Genomic DNA, 20647 nt, shown 5'->3' on the forward strand with positions numbered 1-20647 from the left:
GAGGATACCCTTTGCGAACCCGGTCCGACCCGCTCACTCCGCTCCCGGTTCCGGGCTGCCGTTAGGGTGGTGCGGTGCGACGCTCGCGGATTCGACGGACCCTCCTGCGCCTCGCGATCACCGTGGTCGTGCTGGCGCTGGTCGTCGGCGGCGCCGTCGCGGCCACCCTGGGGTACGGCGTCTACCGCGACCGGCAGGCCGTGGCGGACACCGTGCCGCCGCGCCCCGCCGAGGCGCCCTACAGTCCCGCGATCGCGCAGGTCGCGGGCACCGTCGCGCCGAGCGCCGCTGGGATCACCGCCCAGATCGAGGCGGCCCTGCGCAATCCCGACCTGGGCGACTTCACCGGCGTCATCGCCGACGCCGGTACCGGGCAGGTGCTGTGGCAGCGGGACGCCACCCGCCCCCGCACCCCGGCGTCGACCACCAAGGTGCTCACCGCCGCCGCCGCGCTGCTGACCCTGCCCGCCGACAAGCGGATCACCACCACCGTGGTCGCGGGCGCCGTCCCAGGCGAGGTCGTCCTCGTCGGCGCGGGCGATCCGACGCTGCGCGCCGGCGGACCGTCGCTCTTCACGGACGCGCCGAAGATCGCCGACCTCGCCGCGCAGATCCGCCGCGCGGGCACGACGGTCACCAAGGTCGTCGTCGACACCTCGCTGTTCACCGGCACCGACTTCGCCCGCGGCTGGGAGCGCGCCGACATCGCGGGCGGCGACATCACCCCGTTGCAGTCGCTCATCGCCGACTCCGGCCGCATCCGGCCCGCCGAGGACTACTCGCCCCGCGTCACCGACCCCGCGCTGACCGCCGGCCGCGCCCTCGCCGCCGCGCTCGGCCTGCCGCCGACCGCCGTCGCCGAGGGCACCGCGTCGCAGGGCGCCGTGCAGCTCGCCGCCGTCCGCAGCGCCCCGCTCAGCACCCGGCTGCACGACGCGCTGGTGCACTCCGACAACGTGCTCGCCGAGGCCATCGGCCGCGAGGTCGCGCTCGCCACGAACCAGCCCGCCTCCTTCGACGGTGCCGCCCGCGCGGTCACCGGGGCGCTCCGGAACGCCGGCTTCGACCTCACCGGCGTCGAGCTCTCCGACACCAGCGGCCTGTCCAACGCCAACCGCATCCCCGCGACGGTGCTCGACGGCATCGTCACCGCCGCCGCCGGTTCGGCCAAGCCCCAGCTGCGGCCCCTGCTGGACCTGCTGCCGGTCGCCGCCGCCACCGGCACCCTCGCCGACCGGTACACCACCGTTAACCGCCCCGGCGCCGGCTACGTCCGCGCCAAGACGGGAAGCCTGTCGGGCGTCTCCACGCTCGCCGGCTACGTCCCCGGGCGCGACGGTGCGGTGCTCACCTTCACGCTCATGTCCTCCGGTACGCCGGTCGACGTGGCCCGGCCCGCCATGGACGCCGTGACCGCCGCGCTTCGCGGCTGCGGGTGCCGCTGATCGCCATGGACGAGCCGAAGTCGGTACGCGCGCAGGTGGACTGGGCGCTCGTCGCGGCGTCCGGCCGCCGGGTGGCGGGTGTCCTCGGCGACGGCCCCGCCACCACCGCTTACACGCGCGAGCGCGCCGCCGAGGAACTGCTCGCGGACGCCGTCGCCGCGGAGGAGCACGTCCTGCGCGTCACCGGCCTCGTCACCCCGGGAGTGGTGCCGCCCGCCCGCACGGTGGACCGGCGCGCATGGGTCTCTGCGGCCGCCCGGTCGATGGAGGCGCTCATCGAACCCGACGATGCGGGGCACCCCGGCCTCGGCGCCCGCCTCGCGGGCGTGCAGGCCGGTGCCATGCTCGGGATGGTCTCCGGATCGGTTCTGGGCCAGTACGACCCGTTCGGCGTCGCCGGCGGCGAGTTGCTGCTCGTCGTGCCCAACGTGCTCGCCGTCGAGCGGGCGCTGCGGCTGCGGCCCGAGGACTTCCGCATGTGGGTGTGCCTGCACGAGGTGACCCATCGCGTGCAGTTCGCCGCGAATCCGTGGCTGCGGGACTACATGCGGGAGAACGTCGCCGCGCTCGCCGGGACGGCCGGCGCAGGCTCCGTCGGCGATCTCCTGGCCCGCACCCGGCGGGCGTTGTCCGGCGGCGCCCGCAACAGCGGCATCATCGGCGTGCTCGAGATCGCCGCCCCGCCAGAACAGTTCGCCGCGGTGGAGCGGCTGCTCATGCTCGGCACCCTGCTCGAGGGCCACGCCGACCACGTCATGGACGCCGCCGGGCCCGCCGTGATCCCCACCGTCGCGACCATCCGCGCCGCCTTCGACCGGCGGCGCGCGGCACCGTCGAACCCGTTCCAGCGGCTCCTGCGCGCCCTGATGGGCATGGACGCGAAGATCGCGCAGTACGTGCGGGGCAAGAAGTTCGTGGACGCCGTGGTCGCCGAGGTGGGCATGGAGCGGTTCAACCGCGTGTGGACCGGCCCCGAGACGCTGCCGCTGCCCGACGAGCTCGACGAGCCGCAGCGATGGATCGCCCGGGTCCTGTGAGCCGCCCCGGGCCGGCGGCGCTGCGCGTGCGGCACGCGGTCCGGGCCTGGCACGCCGCCCACGGATCGGGCCCGACGGTGGCCGTCGCCCTCTCCGGCGGCTCGGATTCCCTCGCCCTGCTCACCGGCGCTCTCGCGGAGGGCCTCGACGTGATCGCCCTCGTCGTCGACCACGGACTGCAGGAGGGCTCCGCCGCCGTGGCCGCGACCGCCGCCGCGACCGCCCGCGACCTCGGGGCGCGCCGGGCCGACGTCCTCCCCGTCGTGGTCGACGGTGCCGGCGGGCCCGAGGCCGCCGCCCGCGTAGCCCGGTACGCAGCCCTCGACGCCGCCCGTGACGGCGCCCCGGTGCTGCTCGGGCACACCCTCGACGATCAGGCGGAGACGGTGCTGCTGGGCCTCGGCCGGGGCAGCGGGGCGCGCTCGCTCGCCGGGATGGCGGCCTGGGCCACGCCGTACGGCCGCCCGCTGCTGGGCGTGCGCCGCGCCGACACCCGGGCCGCGTGCGCGGAGCTGGGGCTCACCCCGTGGGAGGACCCGCACAACCTCGACCCGAGGTACACCCGCGTGCGGGTGCGGAGCGAGGTACTGCCGCTCCTCGAGGACGTGCTCGGCGGGGGAGTGGCCGAGTCCCTCGCCCGCACCGCCGCCTCGCTGCGCGCCGACAACGACGCGCTCGACGCGCTGGCCCCGGCACCGTCGGGCCCCGAGCTGGCGGTGGACGAGATCGCGGGACTGCCTGCGGCCCTGCGGGTCCGGGTGCTGCGGACCTGGCTCGCCGGGTGCGGCGCGCGTGCCCTCACGGCCGCCCACCTCGCGGCCGTCGACGCCCTCGTCACCGACTGGCGCGGGCAGGGCCCGACGGCGATCCCGGGCGGAAGTGCGGGGCGGCGGCTGCAAGTGCAGCGGGCAGGTGGCATCCTGAGAGCGTGGTGAACGGCACTGGTGAGTTGTACGCGGGAGACATCGCCTCGGTGGTCCTCTCCGAGGAGCAGATCAAGCAGCGGACCGCGGAGCTCGCGGCGCAGATCGCGGAGGAGTACGGCGATCGGGAGACCGACCTCCTGCTGATCACCGTCCTCAAGGGCGCGGTCATGTTCGTGACCGACCTGGCCCGGGCGCTGCCCGTGCCCACCCAGCTCGAGTTCATGGCGGTGTCCAGCTACGGCTCGTCGACGTCGAGCTCCGGCGTGGTGCGGATCCTCAAGGACCTCGACCGCGACATCGCCGGCCGCGACGTGCTCATCGTCGAGGACATCATCGACTCCGGCCTCACCCTGAGCTGGCTGCTGCGCAACCTCGCGACCCGGCAGCCGAACTCGCTCGAGGTCGTCACCCTGCTGCGCAAGCCCGACGCCGTGCGCGTGGAGGTCGACGTGAAGTGGGTCGGCTTCGACATCCCCAACGAGTTCGTCGTCGGCTACGGCCTGGACTACGCCGAGCGTTACCGCGATATGCCGTACATCGGCGTGCTGGAGCCCAAGGTCTACAGCGAATGACCCTGCTCACCGCTGCGGCCACTGCGGAGCGGGTGCGATCGGGCCGGCTCACCGCCGTCGACGCCACCCGTCAGGCGCTGGCCCGCATCGGTGACGACGCCGCCGTGCACGGCTGGCGCGTGCTGCGCCCCGAGCAGGCGCTCGCCGAGGCCGCCGCGGTCGACGCGCGGTCCGACCGGTACTCGCTGCCGCTCGCCGGCGTGCCCATCGCGATCAAGGACAACGTCGCCGTCTCCGGCCACCGGACGCTCGACGGGGTCTCCGAGGCCTGCGGCGCGGGGCTGCCGATCGAGCAGGCCGACCACCCCGTGGTGAAGCGGCTGCGCGCCGCCGGCGCCGTCGTGGTCGGCCTGACGCGCGTCCCCGAGCTCTGCCTGTGGGCCATGACGGACGACGCCCGCGAGGTCGTCGGCAACCCGCACCGGCCCGGCCGCACCGCGGGCGGCAGCTCCGGCGGCAGCGCCGCCGTCGTGGCCGCGGGCCATGTCGCGCTCGCGCACGGCAACGACGGCCTCGGCTCGCTGCGCGGCCCCGCGGCCTGCACCGGCATCGTCGCGATCAAGCCCGGCCGCGGCGTCGTGCCCGCGCAGCTTGGGCCCACGAACTGGTTCGGCATGTCCGAGAACGGGCCGATGACGCGCACCGTCGAGGACGCGGCCCTCGGCCTGTCCGTTCTCGCCGGGCGCCCCGAGCTCGCGACCGTCGGCGACGGCGCCGGCCTGCGCGTGGGGCTCGGCCTCAATCGGCCCACGGCCCTGACGTTCACCTCCCGCGCGATCACGCGGGCCGTGCGCGGCGCCGCGGATCGGCTCGCCGAGAGCGGGCACGCGGTCCGCGACGTGAAGGTGCCGTACCCCGCGTCGCCGCTGCCGCTGCTCGCCCGGTGGGCGGCCGCCGCCGCGACCGACGCCGACGACATCGTCGCCCGCGGGGCGAACCCTCTGCTCCTGCAGGCCCGCACTCGCCGGCACGCCGCCCTCGGCCGGGCCGTCGCGCGCCGCGGCCTGGTCCGGCCCGCCGACGCGGCCCGGCTCGAGAGTTCGCTCGAGCGGTTCTTCGCCGCGGAGGGCGTCGACGTGCTCGTGACGCCCGCCTTGGCCCGCCGGCCCGCGCCCGCCCGCCGGTACGCCGAGCTGCCCTGGGCCGCCAGCGCGATCCCCAGCCTCGCCTACGCGCCGTACCCGCCGCTGTGGAACCTCGTCGGCTGGCCTGCGATGACGGTGCCCTTCCTCGGCGAGGGCGTGCAGCTCGTCGCCCGCCCCGGCGGCGAGGCGGACCTGCTCGCGCTGGCCGCGAAGATCGAGGTCTGAGGGCGGGTCGCCGCAGGGCCCGTCACGCGAGGGCGAGGGCCTGCAGGAACTCGTCGATCGGACCGGTCGGCGCAGCGGCGTAGACCAGGTCGAGTCGCGCGGTGCGGATGATCCGCAGCGGCCGGTGGTCGAGCCCGTCGGGGAACGGCGTTCCCGAGTAGGGCGCGACAGCGAACTCGGCGCCGCCGGCCCGCAGCTCTGCAACAGGGTCCGCGCATTCGATCAGCTTCGCGGGCAGCATCTTCTCGCGGTTCCAGTGCGCCATCGCGCTGTCGAGGATCGTGGGGAGCTCGCCCTCGCGGTACGCGAACCGCAGGACGGTGACAGGGGAGTCGTCGAGGGAGGCGAGGGCGTCGTAGTTCTCGAGGATGCTTTCGATCCGCCGGAACGCCTTGGCGGCGTCGCCGGTGGGGAGGGTCCCGTCCGGCGTGCGGTGGAACAAGGGGAATCCGACGAGCCGTTCCGTCGCCCTCACGGCACGGGTGACGGTGGGCTGCGACAGCCCCGTCAGCTGCGCGACCTCGCTGATACTTCCGCTGCGCGCGACGGCGAGAACCAGCCGGAACCGGTCGATCTCAGACATGCGCGCGACTCTATGTCGGGCAGCCTGACCTGCGCGGTCGAATCGCTGCGGTTGCAAGGGGGTGCTGCGGCGCGGAACGGCAGGGGCGGTCGACGGACGAGTGACGCGGAAGACGTGGGTGTTTCTGCGCGGTGTCCATACAGAAAATGAATAGTCGCTGGTGGGAGCCGTGGTGGCTGTCCGGACCTGCGAATATTCATTTTCTGTATGGACAGGAGTGAGCGGTATCGGGCTACGGCGCCGACGGCACGTTCGAGCCGGGGTCGCAGTCCTGAGGGGCTTGCGGCGTCGCGTGCTGTCGACCCGCCCGGCGGTCAGGCGCCCACCACCCGAGGGCTGGTCAGGTGCGCTTGCGGAACATGGGTGTCCCCTCGAAGGGGTTCCACCTGGTGCTGCCGCGGGTGACGTGGAGGAAGTAGGCCCAGTTCGCGACGCTCTGGTAGAGCAGGCCGGTCGCGATGCCGTAGGAGACGGCGGGGAACGTGAAGTCCAGCGCGGTCTCGACCAGGCCGATGAGCACGACGATGCCCACCGCGATGCCGAACAGGCTCAGGCCCTTCCGCCACGGGCCCTTGATCGCGTAGTAGATCGGGCCGAAGAAGAACGCCGGTCCGTTGAAGCCCAGGCGGAAGCGCTGCCCGAACGACAGCTGCTTGAAGGCGGCGGTGGCCTCCGGCGACGACGCGGGCTGGCCGTAGCGGGCGAAGAAGTCGAACCGGCTGCGCCAGCGCTCCGGCACGTCGACCGAGGCCGGCCCCAGGTAGGGCTGCTGACCGGGGTACGGCTGCTGACCGGGGTACGGCTGCTGGGCGTACGGGTTCGGCTGTCCGTACTGCTGCTGCCCGTACGGCTGCTGTCCGTACTGCTGCTGGCCGTAGGGGTCCTCCGGGCCGGACGGGTACGGGGGCGGTGCGCTGTTGTCGGTCACCGGAGCAGCTTAAACTTCACGAAACGGACGTTGTTCGCTCAGGGCGCACCCACGCGACCGGCCCGGTCGCGACGCTGCACGGTAGCCTGGGAAGTCGACCCAGCGCGGCCCGCCGCGCGCCGGAAGAAGAAGGACTGACGAGCCGCGAGGCGAAGCCATATGAAACGGAAATCACTCATCCGCACGCTGGCGATCATCGCCGGATTCGTCCTGCTGGTCTGGGCGTTCACCATGGTCGGCGGCAGCAACCGGGACTACAAGCCCGCGTCCACCTCGCTGGTCGTGCAGCAGCTCGAGGCGAAGAACGTCACCGACGTCCAGATCGACGACCGCGAGCAGACGCTGCGCGTGACGCTCGCGAAGGCCGTCGACGGCGAGAACGGCACCGACGGCTCGACGAAGGTCTTCGCGAAGTACCCCGCGGGCACCTCGCGCGACATCCTCGGCCTCGTGCAGGACGCGCAGAACCCCGACGGCAAGCCCGTCACGTACACCACGAACGTGACGCAGGAATCGCCGTGGATCTCGATGCTGCTGTTCACGCTGCTCCCGATCCTGCTGCTGGTCGGCCTGTTCTTCTTCCTCATGAACCGCATGCAGGGCGGCGGCCGCGGCGGCGTCATGGGCTTCGGCAAGAGCAAGGCCAAGCAGCTCACGAAGGACATGCCCAAGACCACCTTCGCCGACGTCGCCGGCGCGGACGAGGCGGTCGAGGAGCTCTACGAGATCAAGGACTTCCTGCAGAACCCGGCCCGCTACCAGGCCCTGGGCGCGAAGATCCCGAAGGGCGTGCTGCTCTACGGCCCGCCCGGCACCGGTAAGACGCTGCTCGCGCGCGCCGTCGCGGGCGAGGCCGGCGTGCCCTTCTTCACGATCTCCGGTTCCGACTTCGTCGAGATGTTCGTCGGCGTCGGCGCCTCCCGCGTGCGCGACCTGTTCGAGCAGGCCAAGGAGAACAGCCCCTGCATCATCTTCGTCGACGAGATCGACGCCGTCGGCCGCCAGCGCGGCGCCGGCATGGGCGGCGGCCACGACGAGCGCGAGCAGACCCTCAACCAGCTGCTCGTCGAGATGGACGGCTTCGGCGACCGCCAGGGCATCATCCTCATCGCGGCCACCAACCGGCCCGACATCCTGGACCCGGCGCTGCTGCGCCCCGGCCGCTTCGACCGGCAGATCCCCGTGACCAACCCGGACATCGCGGGCCGCAAGGCGATCCTCCGGGTGCACGCCCAGGGCAAGCCGTTGGCCCCCGACGCCGATCTCGACGGCCTGGCCAAGCGCACCCCCGGCATGTCCGGCGCCGACCTGGCCAACGTGGTCAACGAGGCGGCGCTGCTCACGGCCCGCGAAAACGGCTCCGTCATCACGGCGCCGACGCTCGAGGAGGCCGTCGACCGCGTGGTGGGCGGTCCGCGCCGCAAGAACCGCATCATCAGCGAGCACGAGAAGAAGGTCACCGCGTACCACGAGGGCGGCCACACCCTGGCCGCGTGGGCGACGAAGAGCCTGGACCCGGTGTACAAGGTCACCATCCTGGCTCGCGGCCGCACCGGCGGCCACGCGCTGGCCGTGCCCGAGAACGACAAGGGCATGTACACCCGCAACGAGATGATCGGCCGGCTGATCTTCGCCATGGGCGGCCGCGCGGCGGAGGAACTGGTCTTCGCCGAGCCGACCACCGGCGCGTCGAGCGACATCGACCAGGCCACGAAGATCGCCCGCGCGATGGTCACCGAGTACGGCATGAGTGCCCGCCTGGGCGCCGTGAAGTACGGGCAGGACGAGGGCGATCCGTTCATGGGCCGCGGCTTCGGCAGCGGCGCGCAGTACTCCGACGCCGTCGCCGCGCAGATCGACGAGGAGGTGCGCTCGCTCATCGAGGCCGCGCACACCGAGGCCTGGGCGATCCTCACCGAGTACCGCGACGTCCTCGACGTGCTCGCCGGCGAGCTGCTGGAGAAGGAGACGCTGGTCCGCAAGGATCTCGAGCGGATCTTCGCGTCCGTCGAGAAGCGGCCCGTGATCACGCAGTTCGACGACTTCGGTGGTCGCGTCCCGTCGACCAAGCCCCCGATCAAGACTCCCAAGGAGATCGCGATCGAGAAGGGCGAGCCCTGGCCGCCCGTCGACGAGGAGGCCGAGCGCCACAAGGCCGAGCAGGAGAAGGCCGCGGCCCTCGCCGCCGCACAGCCCGCGCCGAACGGCCACGCCGGGCAGAACGGGCAGTGGGGCGCGCCCGCGCCGGCCGGTCAGCCCTGGCCCACGCCCGGCGCACCGTCGGGCTACGGCCAGCAGGGCCAGCCCCAGCCGGCCTACGGCCAGCCCGGCTACCAGTGGGGCGGCCAGCAGGCCTACCCCGGCCCGCAGTACCCGGCGCCCGGCTACGGGCAGCCGCAGGGCGGGCAGTACGGCCAGCAGCCGCCGCAGCAGGGCAGCCGCCCCGACTACGGCGCCCCTGCGGGCTGGTCGGCGCCAGGGTGGCCCCCGCAGGGCCAGCCGCCGCAGGGCGCGGGCTCCCAGGGCGCGGGTCCGCAGGGGCCGGAGCAGCAGGGCGGGGAGCAGTCCGGCCCGGACCGATCGAGCGAGAGCTGATGGGCAAGGACAGCGGGGCTGCCGTGGCCCCGTTCGACCACGAGCGCGCCGTCGCCGCGGTCCGCGAACTGCTGATCGCCGTCGGCGAGGACCCGGACCGCGAGGGCCTGCAGAAGACCCCGGAGCGGGTCGCGAAGGCCTTCAAGGAGGTCTTCGGCGGGCTGCACACCGACCCCGACGAGGTGCTCAACACCACCTTCGGCGAGGACCACGACGAGCTGGTGCTGGTCAAGGACATCCCGATGTACTCGACCTGCGAGCACCACCTGGTCTCCTTCCACGGCGTCGCGCACGTGGGCTACCTGCCCGGCACCAGCGGCCGGGTCACGGGCCTGAGCAAGCTGGCCCGCCTCGTGGACCTGTACGCCAAGCGGCCGCAGGTGCAGGAGCGGCTCACCGCGCAGATCGCCGACGCGCTGGTCCGCAAGCTCGACCCGCGCGGCGTGATCGTCGTGATCGAGGCCGAGCACCTCTGCATGGCGATGCGCGGCATCCGCAAGCCCGGCGCGAGCACCACCACCTCGGCGGTGCGCGGCGCGTTCAAGGACAGTGCGACCTCGCGCGCCGAGGCGCTCGAACTGATCCTGCGCCGGTGACGGAGCAGCCCGGCCGCACGCTCATCATGGGCGTCGTCAACGTCACCGCCGACTCCTTCTCCGACGGTGGCCGCTACCTCGCCCCCGACGCCGCCGTCGCGCGGGCGCGGGAGCTCGTGGCCGACGGTGCCGCCATCGTCGACGTGGGCGGGGAGTCGACCCGGCCCGGCGCGCACCGCGTGCCCGCCGAGCTGGAACGCGACCGCGTGGTGCCCGTGATCTCGGCGCTCGCCGCGGAGGGCATCGCCGTCTCGGTCGACACCATGCGCGCCTCCGTGGCCGCCGCCGCGCTCGACGCCGGCGCCGCGATCGTCAACGACGTCTCCGGCGGCCGGGCCGACCCCGACATGACGCGCGTCGTCGCCGACTCGGACGCGCCCTGGATCCTCATGCACTGGCGGCCCTCGCCCGGCGCGCCCGGACCGGTGTGGGCCGGCATCCACCACGAGATCACCGAGTACGACGACGTCGTCGCCGAGGTGCGCGACGAGCTCCTGCACCAGGCCGACGCCGCGATCGCCGCCGGCATCGCCCCCGAGCGGATCGTGCTGGACCCCGGCCTCGGCTTCGCCAAGAACGCGGCTCACAACTGGGAGCTGCTGCGCGGCCTGCCGACCCTGCAGGACACCGGATTCCGAGTCCTCGTCGGGGCCTCCCGCAAGCGCTTCCTCGGCGAGCTGCTCGGCGGCCGCGAGCCCGCCGGCCGCGAGGTCGCCACCGCCGCGGTCTCCGCCCTCGCCGCGCAGGCCGGGGTGTGGGGCGTGCGCGTGCACGACGTGCGGTCGACGGCGGACGCCATCGCCGTGACCGAGGCCTGGACGAAAGGCGGTGCCTGACATGGCGGACCGGATCGAGCTCACCGGCCTGCGGGTGCGGGGCAACCACGGCGTCTTCGAGCACGAGCGGCGCGACGGCCAGGAGTTCGTCATCGACCTCGTGCTGTGGGTCGACTCGCGGCCCGCGGCGGCCTCCGACGACCTGAACGACACCGTCGACTACGGGGCGCTCGCGCAGCGCGCCCACGACATCGTCGCGGGGGAGCCGCGCAACCTCATCGAGACCGTCGCCGCGGAGATCGCCGACGATATCGCGGCCGACGAGAAGGTGTACGCGGTCGAGGTGACGGTGCACAAGCCCTCCGCCCCGATCCCGTTATCTTTTGCCGACGTTGCCGTCGTCGCCCGTCGCTCGCGCTCCGGCGCGCGGAGCGTGCAGTGAGCCGCGCCGTCCTCTCGCTGGGCGCCAACCTCGGCGCCGCCGACGTGGCCGTCCGGGCCGCGATCGACGCCCTCGGCCCGGCCCTGGTCCGCGCCTCGGCGCTGTACCGCACCCCGCCGTGGGGCGGCGTCGAGCAGGACGACTTCGTCAACGCGACCGTCCTCGTCGACGATCCCGCGCGCGACGCCGCCGGCTGGCTGGCCTTCGCCCGCGAGCGGGAGGCCGCCGCGCAGCGCGTCCGCGACGTCCGGTGGGGCCCGCGCACCCTCGACGTCGACGTGATCGCGGTCTGGGAGGGCGACGAGCCGGTGCTCTCCGACGACCCCGAGCTGACCCTGCCGCACCCCCGCGCGCACGAGCGCGCCTTCGTCCTCATCCCCTGGCGGGACGCCGATCCGGACGCGCTGCTGCCCGGGCACGGCACCGTCGACGACCTGCTGCGGGCCCTGCCCGCCGACGAGACCGCGGAGGTGACGCGCCTGTGAGCGGACCGTCGAAGGGCGTGGACCGGGAGCCCGAGGAGCCGGGCGGCCCGACGGTGCGCGCGACCGGCTGGGTCGAGCTGGTGGTGATCGTGCTGGGCGTGGGCCTGGGCTCGTACCTGCTGGTGCGCAACGTCGTCCCCGTCGTGCCCGTGTGGGCGGGCGCGCTGCTGTACGGCGTGGCCGCGGCGGACCTGTACATCGCGCAGCTGGTGCGCTCGCGGCTGAGCCGCGGCGAGGTCGGCTGGGGGCCGGGGCGGATCCACCCGATCGCCGTGGCCCGCGCCGTGGCGCTCGCCAAGGCGTCCGCCTACCTCGGGGCCGTGGCCCTGGGCTTCTTCGGCGGGATGCTCGTCTTCCTCCTCACCGAGGGCGCGAGCCTGACCGCCACCCACGCGGACCGGCCGGGCGCCTGGATCGGCGCCGCCGGGGCGATGCTGCTCCTGGCCGCCGCGCTGTGGCTCGAGCGTTGCTGTCGCACACCCGACGATCCCGACGACCAGCCCGCCGACACATCGCCAGCCTGAGGAATCCGACCTCAGGTAAAAGGTAAGGTCGCGGATATGACGCAACCGCCTATCCCGAGTTCACGAAAGCGCGCCCCGCGACGTTCCTCGGGTGCGGGGCAGTGGATGCTCGGTGCGGTGATCCTGCTGGCGGTCGTCGGGACCGGCATGTGGGTGTTCTCGGAGGACCGCCGCTGGGGCCTGGTCTCGCTGATCCTGCTGGTGTGGGGCCTCGTCATCGCCGCCTTCCTCATCGCGCGGTACTCGCGCGACCTGCGCGCCGCGGAGTCGAAGGAGAGCGGCCTCAAGACCGTCTACGGGCTGCAGCTCGAGCGCGAGATCAGCGCGCGCCGCGAGTACGAACTGCAGGTCGAGCGCGACATCCGCGCCGAGCTCAAGGGCGAGTCCAACGAGGAGTTGACCGCCCTCAAGGCCGAGGTCCTGGCGCTGCGCGCCAACCTCGAGGAGCTGCTCGGCCGCGACCTGGGCCCCTCGTACACCGAGCTCTACGCCGCGGCGGAGCAGCGGGCCCTGGACGCCCAGCGGGCCAAGTCCGTCTTCGAGGACGACGACCGGTTCCGCGCGCAGCAGGACTTCGCCGGCGTGCCCGAGCCCGCCGCCGCGGCGACCCCGGATGCGCAGCCGCCCGTCGATGTCGAGCACGTCGACCACGTGGCCGGCGACGACGAGCCCTTCGTGCCGCTCGCGCCGCAGTCCGGCTACCGCTCGCCGCTGCCGCCGCGCCCGTACACGCCGGACGTCCCGGCGACCCCGCCGACCGTGTCCCCGGCGGCGCCGTACTCCCCGTTCCAGTCCGCGCCGCCGCAGGCTCCGCAGTTCCAGGGCCCGCAGCAGCCGGGTCAGGCGCAGGGGCGGCCGTGGGCGCAGGATCAGCAGCGCACGCCGCCGCAGCAGGCGCCCGAGGACCGGCAGGAGCAGCAGGTCGAGACGGGTCACGCCGGGCAGCACTCGTCGGGCAGCACCGTCGCGGATCTGATCGCCCGGATGAACGCCGACACCGAGCGCTCGAGCGGCGGCCGTCGGCGCAAGCCGGAGTGATGATCTAGCTCACACGCCGTTGCCCGCGGGACCGCGCGGGCATAGCCTTCTCCTGAACGTCTGGTACCCGCGGAGCGGGACTGGAACGAACCCTTGGAGGCGTACGCCCATGCCCGAGTTCTCGGACTCGCCCGATGCCGTGGATCAGTTGTCCGGCATCCCCAATCCCCCCACCCCCGCGCGACTGTCCGTGGGCGTGATCTCCGCCGGCCGCGTCGGCACCGCCCTGGGCGCCGCCCTCGAACGGGCCGGCCACATCGTCACCGCCGCGTCCGCCCCGTCGGAGCGCTCCCGCACCCGCGCCGCGCACCGCCTTCCCGAGGCCCGCGTCGACGTCCCCGCGGTCATCGCCGAGAAGGCCGAGCTCCTCATCCTGGCCGTGCCGGACACCGAGCTCCCCGCGCTGGTCGAGGATCTCGCGGCGCGGATCAATCCGTCGGCGATCGTGCTGCACACCTCCGGCGCGCTCGGCGTCGGCGTGCTGGCGCCGCTCGCCCGGCTCGGCTGCACCACCATCGCCTTCCACCCCGCCATGACCTTCGTCGACGATCCCGACGACACCGCCCGGCTGGCCACCTGCTGCATCGGGATCACCGCCGCCGACGAGATCGGGCACGCCGTGGGCCAGGCCATCGCGCTGGAGATCGGTGCCGAGCCCGTCCGGGTGCCGGAATCGGCCCGGCCGCTGTACCACGCGGCGCTCGCGCACGGCGCGAACCACCTGGTCGCGCTGGTCGACGATGCCGTGGTCGCGCTGCGCGCCGCGCTCGCCGGCGGGGTGGGCCTGGACACGGTCGGCGGACCGCCCGGCGACCTCGCCGAGCGGATGCTCGCACCGTTGGCCCGCGCCGCCCTGGACAACGCGCTGCGCAGCGGCGCGGCCGCCCTCACCGGGCCCGCCGCCCGCGGCGACGCGGCGGCCGTGACCCGCCACCTGGCCGCGATCGACACCGTCGACCCGGCCATCACCGACGCCTACCGCGCCCAATCCCGGCGCGCGGCAGCTCAATCCGGAACCTCAGCCATGATCGATCCCGCCCTCGAGAAGGACAACCGATGAGCGCACCCACCCGTCCGTACACCCCCGGCCAGCTGACGGTGCACCACGACCCGGCGCAGCTGACCAAGGTCACCAGCGCGCTGAAGTCCACCGGCCGACAGATCGCCTTCGTGCCCACCATGGGCGCGCTGCACGCCGGCCACTTGGAGCTGGTGCACGCCGCCAAGCTCAACGGCGCCGTCGTCGTGGTCTCGATCTTCGTGAACCCGCTGCAGTTCGGTGCGAACGAGGACCTCGACGCCTACCCGCGCACGCTCGACGCGGACGTCGAGAAGCTGCGCGCCGCCGGCGTCGAGCTGGTCTTCGCACCGTCGGCCGCCGACATGTACCCGAACGGCCCGCGCACCACGATCCAGCCCGGTCCCGCCGGGGTGGGCCTCGAGGCCGACAGCCGCCCGACGCATTTCGCGGGCATGCTGACCGTGGTCAACAAGCTGCTCAACATCGTGCGCCCGCACACCGCCTACTTCGGCGAGAAGGACTACCAGCAGCTGGTTCTCGTGCGGCAGATGGTCACCGACCTCAACATGGACGTGAAGATCGTCGGCGTCCCGACGGTCCGCGAGGCCGACGGCCTGGCGATGAGCTCGCGCAACGTCTACCTCTCGGAGGACGAGCGGGAGGCCGCGACCGCCCTCTCCGCGGCGCTGCTCGCCGGCGCCTACGCCGCGCAGGGCGGCGAGCCCGCCATCCTGGCCGCCGCGAACGCCGTGCTCGCCTCGCGCCCCGGCATCGAGGTGCAGTACCTGGAGCTGCGCGCCCCCGACCTGGGCGTCGCGCCGGAGAAGGGCGACGGCCGCCTGCTGGTGGCCGCGAAGCTCGGCAACACCCGCCTGCTCGACAACGTGGGCATCGCCATCGGTACCGGGTTCCTGGAGGAGGCCGAATAATGCTGCGCACCATGATGACCAGCAAGATCCACCGCGCCACGGTGACCGAGGCGAACCTGCACTACGTGGGCTCGGTCACCGTCGACGCCGATCTGCTGGACGCCGCGAACCTCCTGGAGGGCGAGCAGGTGGCCATCGTCGACGTGACGAACGGCGCCCGGCTGGAGACCTACACGATCGCCGGCGAGCGGGGGAGCGGCGTCATCGGGATCAACGGCGCCGCCGCGCATCTCGTGAACCCGGGCGACATCGTCATCCTCATCGCCTACGGCCAGCTGAACGAGGAGGAGCTGAAGACCTACGCGCCCAGCGTCGTCTTCGTGGACTCCGACAACAAGCCCGTCGAGCTCACCGCCGACGCGGCGCACGTGCCCGACGGTTTCGGCCTGGTCACGGGCAGGGTCTGATGCTGCTGGCGATCGACGCCGGCAACACCTCGGTCACCGTCGGGCTGTTCGCATCCGCCGAGGGCGAGGAGCTGCTCGGCACCTGGCGGCTGCGCAGCGACCCGCGGATGACTTCGGATGAGCTGGCGCTCATCCTGCGCGGCTTCCTCACGGGCGCGGGCGTCGAACCCGCCGCGGTCACGGGCGTGTCCGTGCTGTCGACGGTGCCCGAGCTGCTGCGCTCGCTGCGCGCCGTGATGCCCCGCTACTACCCGGCGGCCGAGCCCGTGATTCTCGAGCCCGGCGTCAAGACCGGCGTGCCGCTGCTCGTCGACAACCCGCGCGAGGTCGGCACCGACCGCGTCGCCAACGCCGCCGGCGCCTTCGAGCTGGTCGGCCGCGCGGCCGGGACCCCGTGCATCGTCGTGGATTTCGGCACGTCCACGCGGGTGGACGTGGTCAGCGCCAAGGGCGAGTTCCTCGGCGGCGCGATCGCCGCGGGCGTGGGGAGCGCGCTGGACGCGCTCGCCGAGCGGACCGTCGCGCTGCGCCGGGTGGAGCTCGTCGCGCCGCGGTCGGTGGTCGGGAAGAACACCGTCGAGGCGCTGCAGTCGGGCATCATCTACGGCTTCGCAGGCATGGTCGACGCGCTCGTCGGCCGCGCGCTCGAGGTGGCCCCCGGGGCCCGGGTGGTCGCGACGGGCGGCTTCGACGAGGGCATCGCCTCCGAGTGCGCGACCGTGACCGACCATCGCGCCGACCTCACGCTGCAGGGCCTGCGGGCCGTGTACCTGCGGGAGCGAGCCAACCGGGCGCAGCGGGACAGGCGCGCGCGGGATTCGCGTCACTCGTGATTCGAACCCTTGCCGCCGGTTGCGGCGGGGTGCTAGCTTCGCTGTCATGAGCCAGGTGCGCAGCTGCATGGAGTGTTGTCGGGTCCGTTAGGAACCCGACCCCCTTTCGCTGCCCGGACGCGCCCTCCGCGCTCCGCCTCCCTCCTGGAGACTCTCCGATGCACCCCGTGCACTTCACCCCCGCCACCGGCCAGATCGTCGTCGACGTCCGCGACCAGTCCGAGCGCAACCGCGACGGAATCCTCCCCGGTGCCGTCGCCCTCGACGCGGCCGCCGTCGCCGCCCGGCTCGTCCCCGGCCTCCCCACCAGCCTGGCCGCCGCCGGCCCCGACGCCCAGTGGCTGCTGGTCAGCGGTAACGGCGCCACCGCCGCCGCGATCGCCACCCGCCTCCGGGACCGGGGCGTGCAGGCCTCGTCGGTCGACGGTGGCTTCCGGGCCCTGACCCTGGGCATCACGCCCGGCGCCGGCCGCGGTCGCGCGTCCGAGGCCTACGAGCGGGCGCTCGCCCAGTTCGCCGCCCACGAGGCCTGAGGCTCCGCCGCCGCCGGGCAGTCGGCGCGGCGCCGTCTCCGGCGCTCAGTCGAGCAGCCGGTGCGCCTGCGCGTCGAGCGCGGCGCTGATCCGCTCCGGCGACAGCCCGCGCTCGCGCTGCTGCAGGTAGACCTCCGCCGCGACGGGCGCGAGGACCGCGTCCACCATCGCCTCCGGATCGTCGATCCCCGCCTCCGTCAGCAGGGCGCGGACGTGCGCGAACCAGAACCCGTAGGCCCCCGTCGCGAACCGCGCGCCCCCCGTCTCGGCGCCGAGCACGAGGTGTGAATGCGTTCCGAGCAGCCGGACCATCGCCGCGTAGAAGGCGGCCAGGCGGTCCCCGGGCGGCGCGCCCGGACCGAGCGGCGGGTCGCCGCGCAGGATCGCCTCCTGCAGTGAGCGCTCGTGGTCGTCGAGCAGCGCGGCCGCGATCGCGCCGCGGTCGGGGTAGCGCCGGTACAGGGTGCCGCGGCCCACGCCGGCGGCCTTCGCGATGTCGTCCATCGTCACGCTGCGCGGATCCCGCGTCGCGAACAGCTCGGCGGCCGCGTCGAGTACCTTCTGCCGGTTGCGGGCGGCGTCGGCCCGCTCGACGGGCGGCGCGGCCCCGTCGTCAGGGGTGCCCGCCAGGAGGTCCGGTCCGATCCGCATGGCATCGAATCTAGCCACGAATCTTGATATGGACAAGCTGTCCGCTTGTGCGCTACCGTTCGATCACTACAAGCGGACAACGTGTCCGGTTAACGGAAGGCGATGCCATGACCCACCTCCTGCACCTCGACGCGAGTGCCCGGCGCGCGTCGATCAGCCGCGAGCTCAGCGCCGACTACGCCGCGGCCTGGCGCGTCGCCCACCCCGGCGGCGCCTACACCTACCGCGACCTCGCGGCCGACCCCGTTCCCCTCATCGACGAGGCGTGGACCGAGCTCTGCGACGCGGCGCTCGTCGCGGGGGAGACCGACCCGGCGCGGCTGTCCGTGCTGGCCCGGACGCCCGAACAACGGCGGGCCTGGGGCGTCGTGGAACCGCTGCTGAACGAGGTTCTCGCCGCCGATGTGATCCTCATCGGCACGCCCATGTACAACTTCTCCGTGCCGGCTTCGCTCAAGGCCTGGCTCGACCAGATCACCTTCCCGCGGATGTCGCTGGCGCCCCGGACCTTCGTCGTCGCCTCCGCCCGCGGCGGCGCCTACTCGCCCGGTGCGCCGCGCGAGCCCTTCGACCACGAGGAGCGGTACCTGCGCGACTTCTTCGCCGGCCACTTCGGTGTGACCGATGCGGTCTTCGTCGCGAGCGAGCTCGCCAACTCCCGCATCGACCCCGCGCTCGCGCACCTGCGCGACGCGCACGACGCCTCGCACGCCGCCGCCGTCGCGGACCTGCGCCGGCTCGCGACCGATCGCGGCCGGGCCGGCGCCGGCGAGGTCGTCCGATGAGCTGGCTGATCCTGGGGCTCGCGGGCCTCGTGGAGATCGCGTGGTCGCAGACGATCAAGCCCACCGCGAACTTCACCCGGTTGTGGCCGACGGTGCTGTGCATCGTGCTCGGGGTGCTCGCCGTGTACCTGCTGGCCCGCGCGATGCGGACCCTGCCGGTGGGCACCGCCTACGCCGTCTTCACGGGCATCGGCGCGCTGGGCGCGATCACCCTGGGCATCGTCGTGCACCGGGACCCCGTGACGGCGGGCCGGATGCTCGCGCTGTCGATGATCCTGGGCGGTGTGGTCCTGGCGCGGATCACGAATCCGGAGTGACCGGGGCCGAGCGGTAGGATCACCACCCGTGAATGCTGCGCCCGTGACTGCACCCCTGGACGACTGGGTCTCCCGCCTCGCGGATGAGGCCGTGGCTTTCGCCGAGCGGAACGGGACACCCGTGAAGGTGGCCTCGGGGATCTCCCCGTCGGGGCCGATCCACCTGGGGAACCTCCGTGAGGTGATGGTGCCGCACCTGGTGGCCGACGAGCTGCGCCGCCGCGGCCTGCAGGTCGAGCACATCATCTCCTGGGACGACTTCGACCGCTTCCGCAAGGTTCCGAACGTCCCCGGCGTCGATTCCTCCTGGGAGCAGCACATCGGTAAACCACTGACACGCGTTCCGGCGCCGCACGGCTCCGATGCGGAGAACTGGGCCGAGCATTTCCGGCGCGAATTGCAGGGCGCGCTGGAGGGTCTGGGCGTCGAGTACCGGGGAATCAGCCAGACGCAGATGTACACCTCTGGTGCATATGTCGATCAGGTGCTGCACGCGATGGCGCAACGCGGGCGCATTGATTCCATCCTCGAGCGCTATCGGACGCTCGACCGCGGAGAAACACCAGCGGCGGACGGGAATGCATCGGAAACGGACACGGAATCGGACGCCGATGCGGCGTCGGGAGCGGCGGAGGAAGCGGACGGATCGGGTGATTCCGGTTACTACCCGTACAAGCCCTACTGCTCGGTGTGCGGGACCGATTTCACCACGGTAACGGCGTACGACGACGATTCGACCGAGCTCACCTACGTTTGCCGGTGCGGACACGCGGAAACGGTGATTCTTCGCGATCACACCGACGGGAAACTGGTGTGGAAGGTCGATTGGCCCATGCGCTGGGCCTTCGAGAAGATCACTTTCGAGCCCTCCGGTGTCGATCATCAATCGCCCGGGTCGTCGTTCGCCGTGGGCAAGGACGTGGCGCCGATCTTCGGCTGGAAGCGGCCGCTCGGCCCGATGTACGCCTTCGTCGGCATCCGCGGCATGGCCAAGATGTCGTCCTCGAAGGGCGGGGTGCCGACCGCCGCGGTCGCGCTGCGCTACCTCGAGCCGCCGCTGCTGCGCTGGCTGTACGGGCGCAAGAAGCCGAATCAGTCCTTCGACGTGGCGCTGGACGGCGACCTGCCCCGCACCTACGACGAGTGGGACGCGCTGGTCCGCAAGACGGCCGGGGAGAAGGCGCAGCCCGGCGACATCGCGGCGCACGCCCGGGCGGTGTCCGTGCAGGACACGAGGTCGCAGCAGCTGCGAGAGCTGCCGCTGACGCCCCGCCCCGTGCCGTACAAGACGCTGGCCTCCGTCGTCGACATCACGACCGGCGACGACGAGCAGACCCTGCGCATCCTGGCCGCGCTCGAGCCCGACCAGCCGCTGGACGAGCTGGCGCCGCTGCGTCCGCGGCTGGACCGCGCCACCGCCTGGGTGGCCGAGCAGATGCCGGCGGAGGAGCGCACCGTCGTCCGGAGCGAACCGGACGCGGAGCTCCTGGCGTCCCTCACGGACGAGCAGCGGGAGGGCCTGAGGCTGCTGCTGGAGGGCTCCGGCACCCCCGCCCCCGCCGGGCTCGGCCGGCTCGAGGACGACTGGACGCTCGCCGGAATAACGCACCAGGTGTACGGCGTCGCGAAGGTGCAGCGCGGGCTGGGCGCGGATCAGATCGTCAAGGGCGATAAGGAACTCGCCGCAGCGCAGCGCGCATTCTTCGTCCTGCTCTACCGCCTGCTGGTGAGTAGCGATACCGGTCCGCGGCTGCCCACGCTGCTGCTCGCGATCGGTGTGGAACGGGTGCGTGCGCTGGTGTCGTTCCAGTAGTACCGAATCGGTGAATTGCGCGCCGGCCGGCGCGATTCAACCGGAATGCGGCACCTTCTCGGTCGCGATCGTTACAGTATCGCGACAAATTTTCCGACGCC

Annotated in this window: 23 protein-coding genes; 20 read left to right on the plus strand and 3 right to left on the minus strand. The window is 73.1% G+C overall.

Annotated features, from left to right (window positions below; translation table 11 throughout):
- The first annotated feature begins 74 nt into the window (after positions 1 to 74).
- From dacB to LB823_RS06505, 5 genes are read left to right on the plus strand one after another with little or no spacing between them, the layout of a single operon-like run.
- Entirely contained in the window at positions 75 to 1445 is a 1371-nt protein-coding gene (gene dacB, locus LB823_RS06485) for a D-alanyl-D-alanine carboxypeptidase/D-alanyl-D-alanine-endopeptidase (RefSeq protein WP_224645949.1), read from the plus strand.
- Positions 1436 to 2482 (plus strand): zinc-dependent metalloprotease, encoded by a 1047-nt coding sequence (locus tag LB823_RS06490; RefSeq protein WP_224645950.1) that lies wholly within the window; start codon positions 1436 to 1438, stop codon positions 2480 to 2482. Before dacB ends, LB823_RS06490 begins: the two co-directional genes overlap by 10 nt.
- A complete protein-coding gene (tilS, locus tag LB823_RS06495; protein WP_224645951.1) occupies positions 2461 to 3417 on the plus strand; it encodes a tRNA lysidine(34) synthetase TilS in 957 nt (318 codons plus the stop codon). Before LB823_RS06490 ends, tilS begins: the two co-directional genes overlap by 22 nt.
- Positions 3414 to 3980, plus strand: coding sequence for a hypoxanthine phosphoribosyltransferase (hpt, locus tag LB823_RS06500; protein WP_068524691.1), 567 nt, complete (start codon positions 3414 to 3416; stop codon positions 3978 to 3980). Before tilS ends, hpt begins: the two co-directional genes overlap by 4 nt.
- Positions 3977 to 5290, plus strand: coding sequence for an amidase (locus tag LB823_RS06505; protein WP_224645952.1), 1314 nt, complete (start codon positions 3977 to 3979; stop codon positions 5288 to 5290). Before hpt ends, LB823_RS06505 begins: the two co-directional genes overlap by 4 nt.
- Before the next feature lie 22 nt (positions 5291 to 5312).
- Here the strand turns inward: LB823_RS06505 and LB823_RS06510 are convergent, their stop codons facing one another.
- Both LB823_RS06510 and LB823_RS06515 read right to left on the minus strand, forming a co-directional pair.
- Positions 5313 to 5873: a LysR family transcriptional regulator gene (locus tag LB823_RS06510; protein WP_224645953.1), complete on the minus strand. Its 561-nt coding sequence runs from the start codon at positions 5871 to 5873 to the stop codon at positions 5313 to 5315.
- 340 nt (positions 5874 to 6213) lie between these two features.
- Positions 6214 to 6801, minus strand: a complete 588-nt coding sequence (locus LB823_RS06515; protein ID WP_224645954.1) for a DUF2628 domain-containing protein — start codon at positions 6799 to 6801, stop codon at positions 6214 to 6216.
- A 159-nt stretch (positions 6802 to 6960) separates the two neighbouring features.
- Between LB823_RS06515 and ftsH the strand changes: the two genes are divergently transcribed.
- The 12 genes from ftsH to LB823_RS06575 all read left to right on the plus strand — a co-directional run bounded on the left by ftsH (position 6961) and on the right by LB823_RS06575 (position 16980).
- Positions 6961 to 9396 (plus strand): ATP-dependent zinc metalloprotease FtsH, encoded by a 2436-nt coding sequence (gene ftsH / locus LB823_RS06520; protein WP_224645955.1) that lies wholly within the window; start codon positions 6961 to 6963, stop codon positions 9394 to 9396.
- The gene (gene folE, locus LB823_RS06525; RefSeq protein WP_224645956.1) at positions 9396 to 9992 is read left to right on the plus strand and encodes a GTP cyclohydrolase I FolE; all 597 of its coding nucleotides are present in this window, start codon (positions 9396 to 9398) and stop codon (positions 9990 to 9992) included. Before ftsH ends, folE begins: the two co-directional genes overlap by 1 nt.
- 26 nt (positions 9993 to 10018) lie before the next feature.
- Positions 10019 to 10828, plus strand: coding sequence for a dihydropteroate synthase (gene folP / locus LB823_RS06530; RefSeq protein ID WP_224646037.1), 810 nt, complete (start codon positions 10019 to 10021; stop codon positions 10826 to 10828).
- Between the two features lies 1 nt (position 10829).
- A complete protein-coding gene (gene folB / locus LB823_RS06535) occupies positions 10830 to 11210 on the plus strand; it encodes a dihydroneopterin aldolase (protein ID WP_224646038.1) in 381 nt (126 codons plus the stop codon).
- Positions 11207 to 11695 (plus strand): 2-amino-4-hydroxy-6-hydroxymethyldihydropteridine diphosphokinase, encoded by a 489-nt coding sequence (gene folK / locus LB823_RS06540; protein WP_224645957.1) that lies wholly within the window; start codon positions 11207 to 11209, stop codon positions 11693 to 11695. The genes folB and folK overlap by 4 nt, the downstream gene beginning before the upstream one ends.
- On the plus strand, positions 11692 to 12219 hold the full coding sequence (locus LB823_RS06545; RefSeq protein WP_224645958.1) for a DUF3180 domain-containing protein: 528 nt from the start codon (positions 11692 to 11694) through the stop codon (positions 12217 to 12219). The genes folK and LB823_RS06545 overlap by 4 nt, the downstream gene beginning before the upstream one ends.
- A gap of 36 nt (positions 12220 to 12255) precedes the next feature.
- Positions 12256 to 13257 carry a DUF6779 domain-containing protein gene (locus LB823_RS06550; RefSeq protein ID WP_224645959.1) on the plus strand — a complete coding sequence of 334 codons (1002 nt, stop codon included), beginning with the start codon at positions 12256 to 12258 and terminating at the stop codon, positions 13255 to 13257.
- 109 nt (positions 13258 to 13366) lie between these two features.
- On the plus strand, positions 13367 to 14317 hold the full coding sequence (locus LB823_RS06555) for a Rossmann-like and DUF2520 domain-containing protein (protein WP_224645960.1): 951 nt from the start codon (positions 13367 to 13369) through the stop codon (positions 14315 to 14317).
- Positions 14314 to 15207 (plus strand): pantoate--beta-alanine ligase, encoded by an 894-nt coding sequence (panC, locus tag LB823_RS06560; protein WP_224645961.1) that lies wholly within the window; start codon positions 14314 to 14316, stop codon positions 15205 to 15207. Before LB823_RS06555 ends, panC begins: the two co-directional genes overlap by 4 nt.
- Positions 15207 to 15614: an aspartate 1-decarboxylase gene (panD, locus tag LB823_RS06565; RefSeq protein WP_224645962.1), complete on the plus strand. Its 408-nt coding sequence runs from the start codon at positions 15207 to 15209 to the stop codon at positions 15612 to 15614. The genes panC and panD overlap by 1 nt, the downstream gene beginning before the upstream one ends.
- Positions 15614 to 16447 (plus strand): type III pantothenate kinase, encoded by an 834-nt coding sequence (locus tag LB823_RS06570; protein WP_224645963.1) that lies wholly within the window; start codon positions 15614 to 15616, stop codon positions 16445 to 16447. Before panD ends, LB823_RS06570 begins: the two co-directional genes overlap by 1 nt.
- Before the next feature lie 158 nt (positions 16448 to 16605).
- Positions 16606 to 16980, plus strand: a complete 375-nt coding sequence (locus tag LB823_RS06575) for a rhodanese-like domain-containing protein (RefSeq protein ID WP_224645964.1) — start codon at positions 16606 to 16608, stop codon at positions 16978 to 16980.
- 45 nt (positions 16981 to 17025) lie between these two features.
- On the opposite strand, the gene LB823_RS06580 is transcribed toward LB823_RS06575, so the two are convergent.
- Positions 17026 to 17631: a TetR/AcrR family transcriptional regulator gene (locus tag LB823_RS06580; RefSeq protein WP_224645965.1), complete on the minus strand. Its 606-nt coding sequence runs from the start codon at positions 17629 to 17631 to the stop codon at positions 17026 to 17028.
- Positions 17632 to 17738: 107 nt separating this feature from the next.
- Between LB823_RS06580 and LB823_RS06585 the strand changes: the two genes are divergently transcribed.
- Genes LB823_RS06585 through lysS form a run of 3 tightly spaced genes read left to right on the plus strand, consistent with a single transcriptional unit; the run spans position 17739 to position 20546 of the window.
- Positions 17739 to 18416 (plus strand): FMN-dependent NADH-azoreductase, encoded by a 678-nt coding sequence (locus tag LB823_RS06585; protein WP_224645966.1) that lies wholly within the window; start codon positions 17739 to 17741, stop codon positions 18414 to 18416.
- Positions 18413 to 18733, plus strand: a complete 321-nt coding sequence (locus tag LB823_RS06590) for a multidrug efflux SMR transporter (protein WP_224645967.1) — start codon at positions 18413 to 18415, stop codon at positions 18731 to 18733. Before LB823_RS06585 ends, LB823_RS06590 begins: the two co-directional genes overlap by 4 nt.
- 43 nt (positions 18734 to 18776) lie before the next feature.
- Positions 18777 to 20546: a lysine--tRNA ligase gene (gene lysS, locus LB823_RS06595; RefSeq protein ID WP_224645968.1), complete on the plus strand. Its 1770-nt coding sequence runs from the start codon at positions 18777 to 18779 to the stop codon at positions 20544 to 20546.
- The last annotated feature ends 101 nt before the right edge of the window (positions 20547 to 20647 follow it).

The organism is Tsukamurella sp. M9C, from assembly GCF_020169415.1.
GTDB lineage: Bacteria > Actinomycetota > Actinomycetes > Mycobacteriales > Mycobacteriaceae > Tsukamurella.

Excerpts from the sequence above, each read along its gene's own strand:
- LB823_RS06505 (WP_224645952.1), top strand. The coding sequence starts at position 3,977 with ATGACCCTGCTCACCGCTGCGGCCACTGCGGAGCGGGTGCGATCGGGC.
- LB823_RS06575 (WP_224645964.1), top strand. The coding sequence starts at position 16,606 with ATGCACCCCGTGCACTTCACCCCCGCCACCGGCCAGATCGTCGTCGAC.
- panC (WP_224645961.1), top strand. The coding sequence starts at position 14,314 with ATGAGCGCACCCACCCGTCCGTACACCCCCGGCCAGCTGACGGTGCAC.
- folB (WP_224646038.1), top strand. The coding sequence starts at position 10,830 with ATGGCGGACCGGATCGAGCTCACCGGCCTGCGGGTGCGGGGCAACCAC.
- LB823_RS06590 (WP_224645967.1), top strand. The coding sequence starts at position 18,413 with ATGAGCTGGCTGATCCTGGGGCTCGCGGGCCTCGTGGAGATCGCGTGG.
- LB823_RS06510 (WP_224645953.1), bottom strand. The coding sequence starts at position 5,873 with ATGTCTGAGATCGACCGGTTCCGGCTGGTTCTCGCCGTCGCGCGCAGC.
- LB823_RS06555 (WP_224645960.1), top strand. The coding sequence starts at position 13,367 with ATGCCCGAGTTCTCGGACTCGCCCGATGCCGTGGATCAGTTGTCCGGC.
- LB823_RS06570 (WP_224645963.1), top strand. The coding sequence starts at position 15,614 with ATGCTGCTGGCGATCGACGCCGGCAACACCTCGGTCACCGTCGGGCTG.
- ftsH (WP_224645955.1), top strand. The coding sequence starts at position 6,961 with ATGAAACGGAAATCACTCATCCGCACGCTGGCGATCATCGCCGGATTC.
- tilS (WP_224645951.1), top strand. The coding sequence starts at position 2,461 with ATGGATCGCCCGGGTCCTGTGAGCCGCCCCGGGCCGGCGGCGCTGCGC.
- panD (WP_224645962.1), top strand. The coding sequence starts at position 15,207 with ATGCTGCGCACCATGATGACCAGCAAGATCCACCGCGCCACGGTGACC.
- LB823_RS06580 (WP_224645965.1), bottom strand. The coding sequence starts at position 17,631 with ATGCGGATCGGACCGGACCTCCTGGCGGGCACCCCTGACGACGGGGCC.
- folP (WP_224646037.1), top strand. The coding sequence starts at position 10,019 with ATGGGCGTCGTCAACGTCACCGCCGACTCCTTCTCCGACGGTGGCCGC.
- LB823_RS06550 (WP_224645959.1), top strand. The coding sequence starts at position 12,256 with ATGACGCAACCGCCTATCCCGAGTTCACGAAAGCGCGCCCCGCGACGT.
- folE (WP_224645956.1), top strand. The coding sequence starts at position 9,396 with ATGGGCAAGGACAGCGGGGCTGCCGTGGCCCCGTTCGACCACGAGCGC.
- LB823_RS06585 (WP_224645966.1), top strand. The coding sequence starts at position 17,739 with ATGACCCACCTCCTGCACCTCGACGCGAGTGCCCGGCGCGCGTCGATC.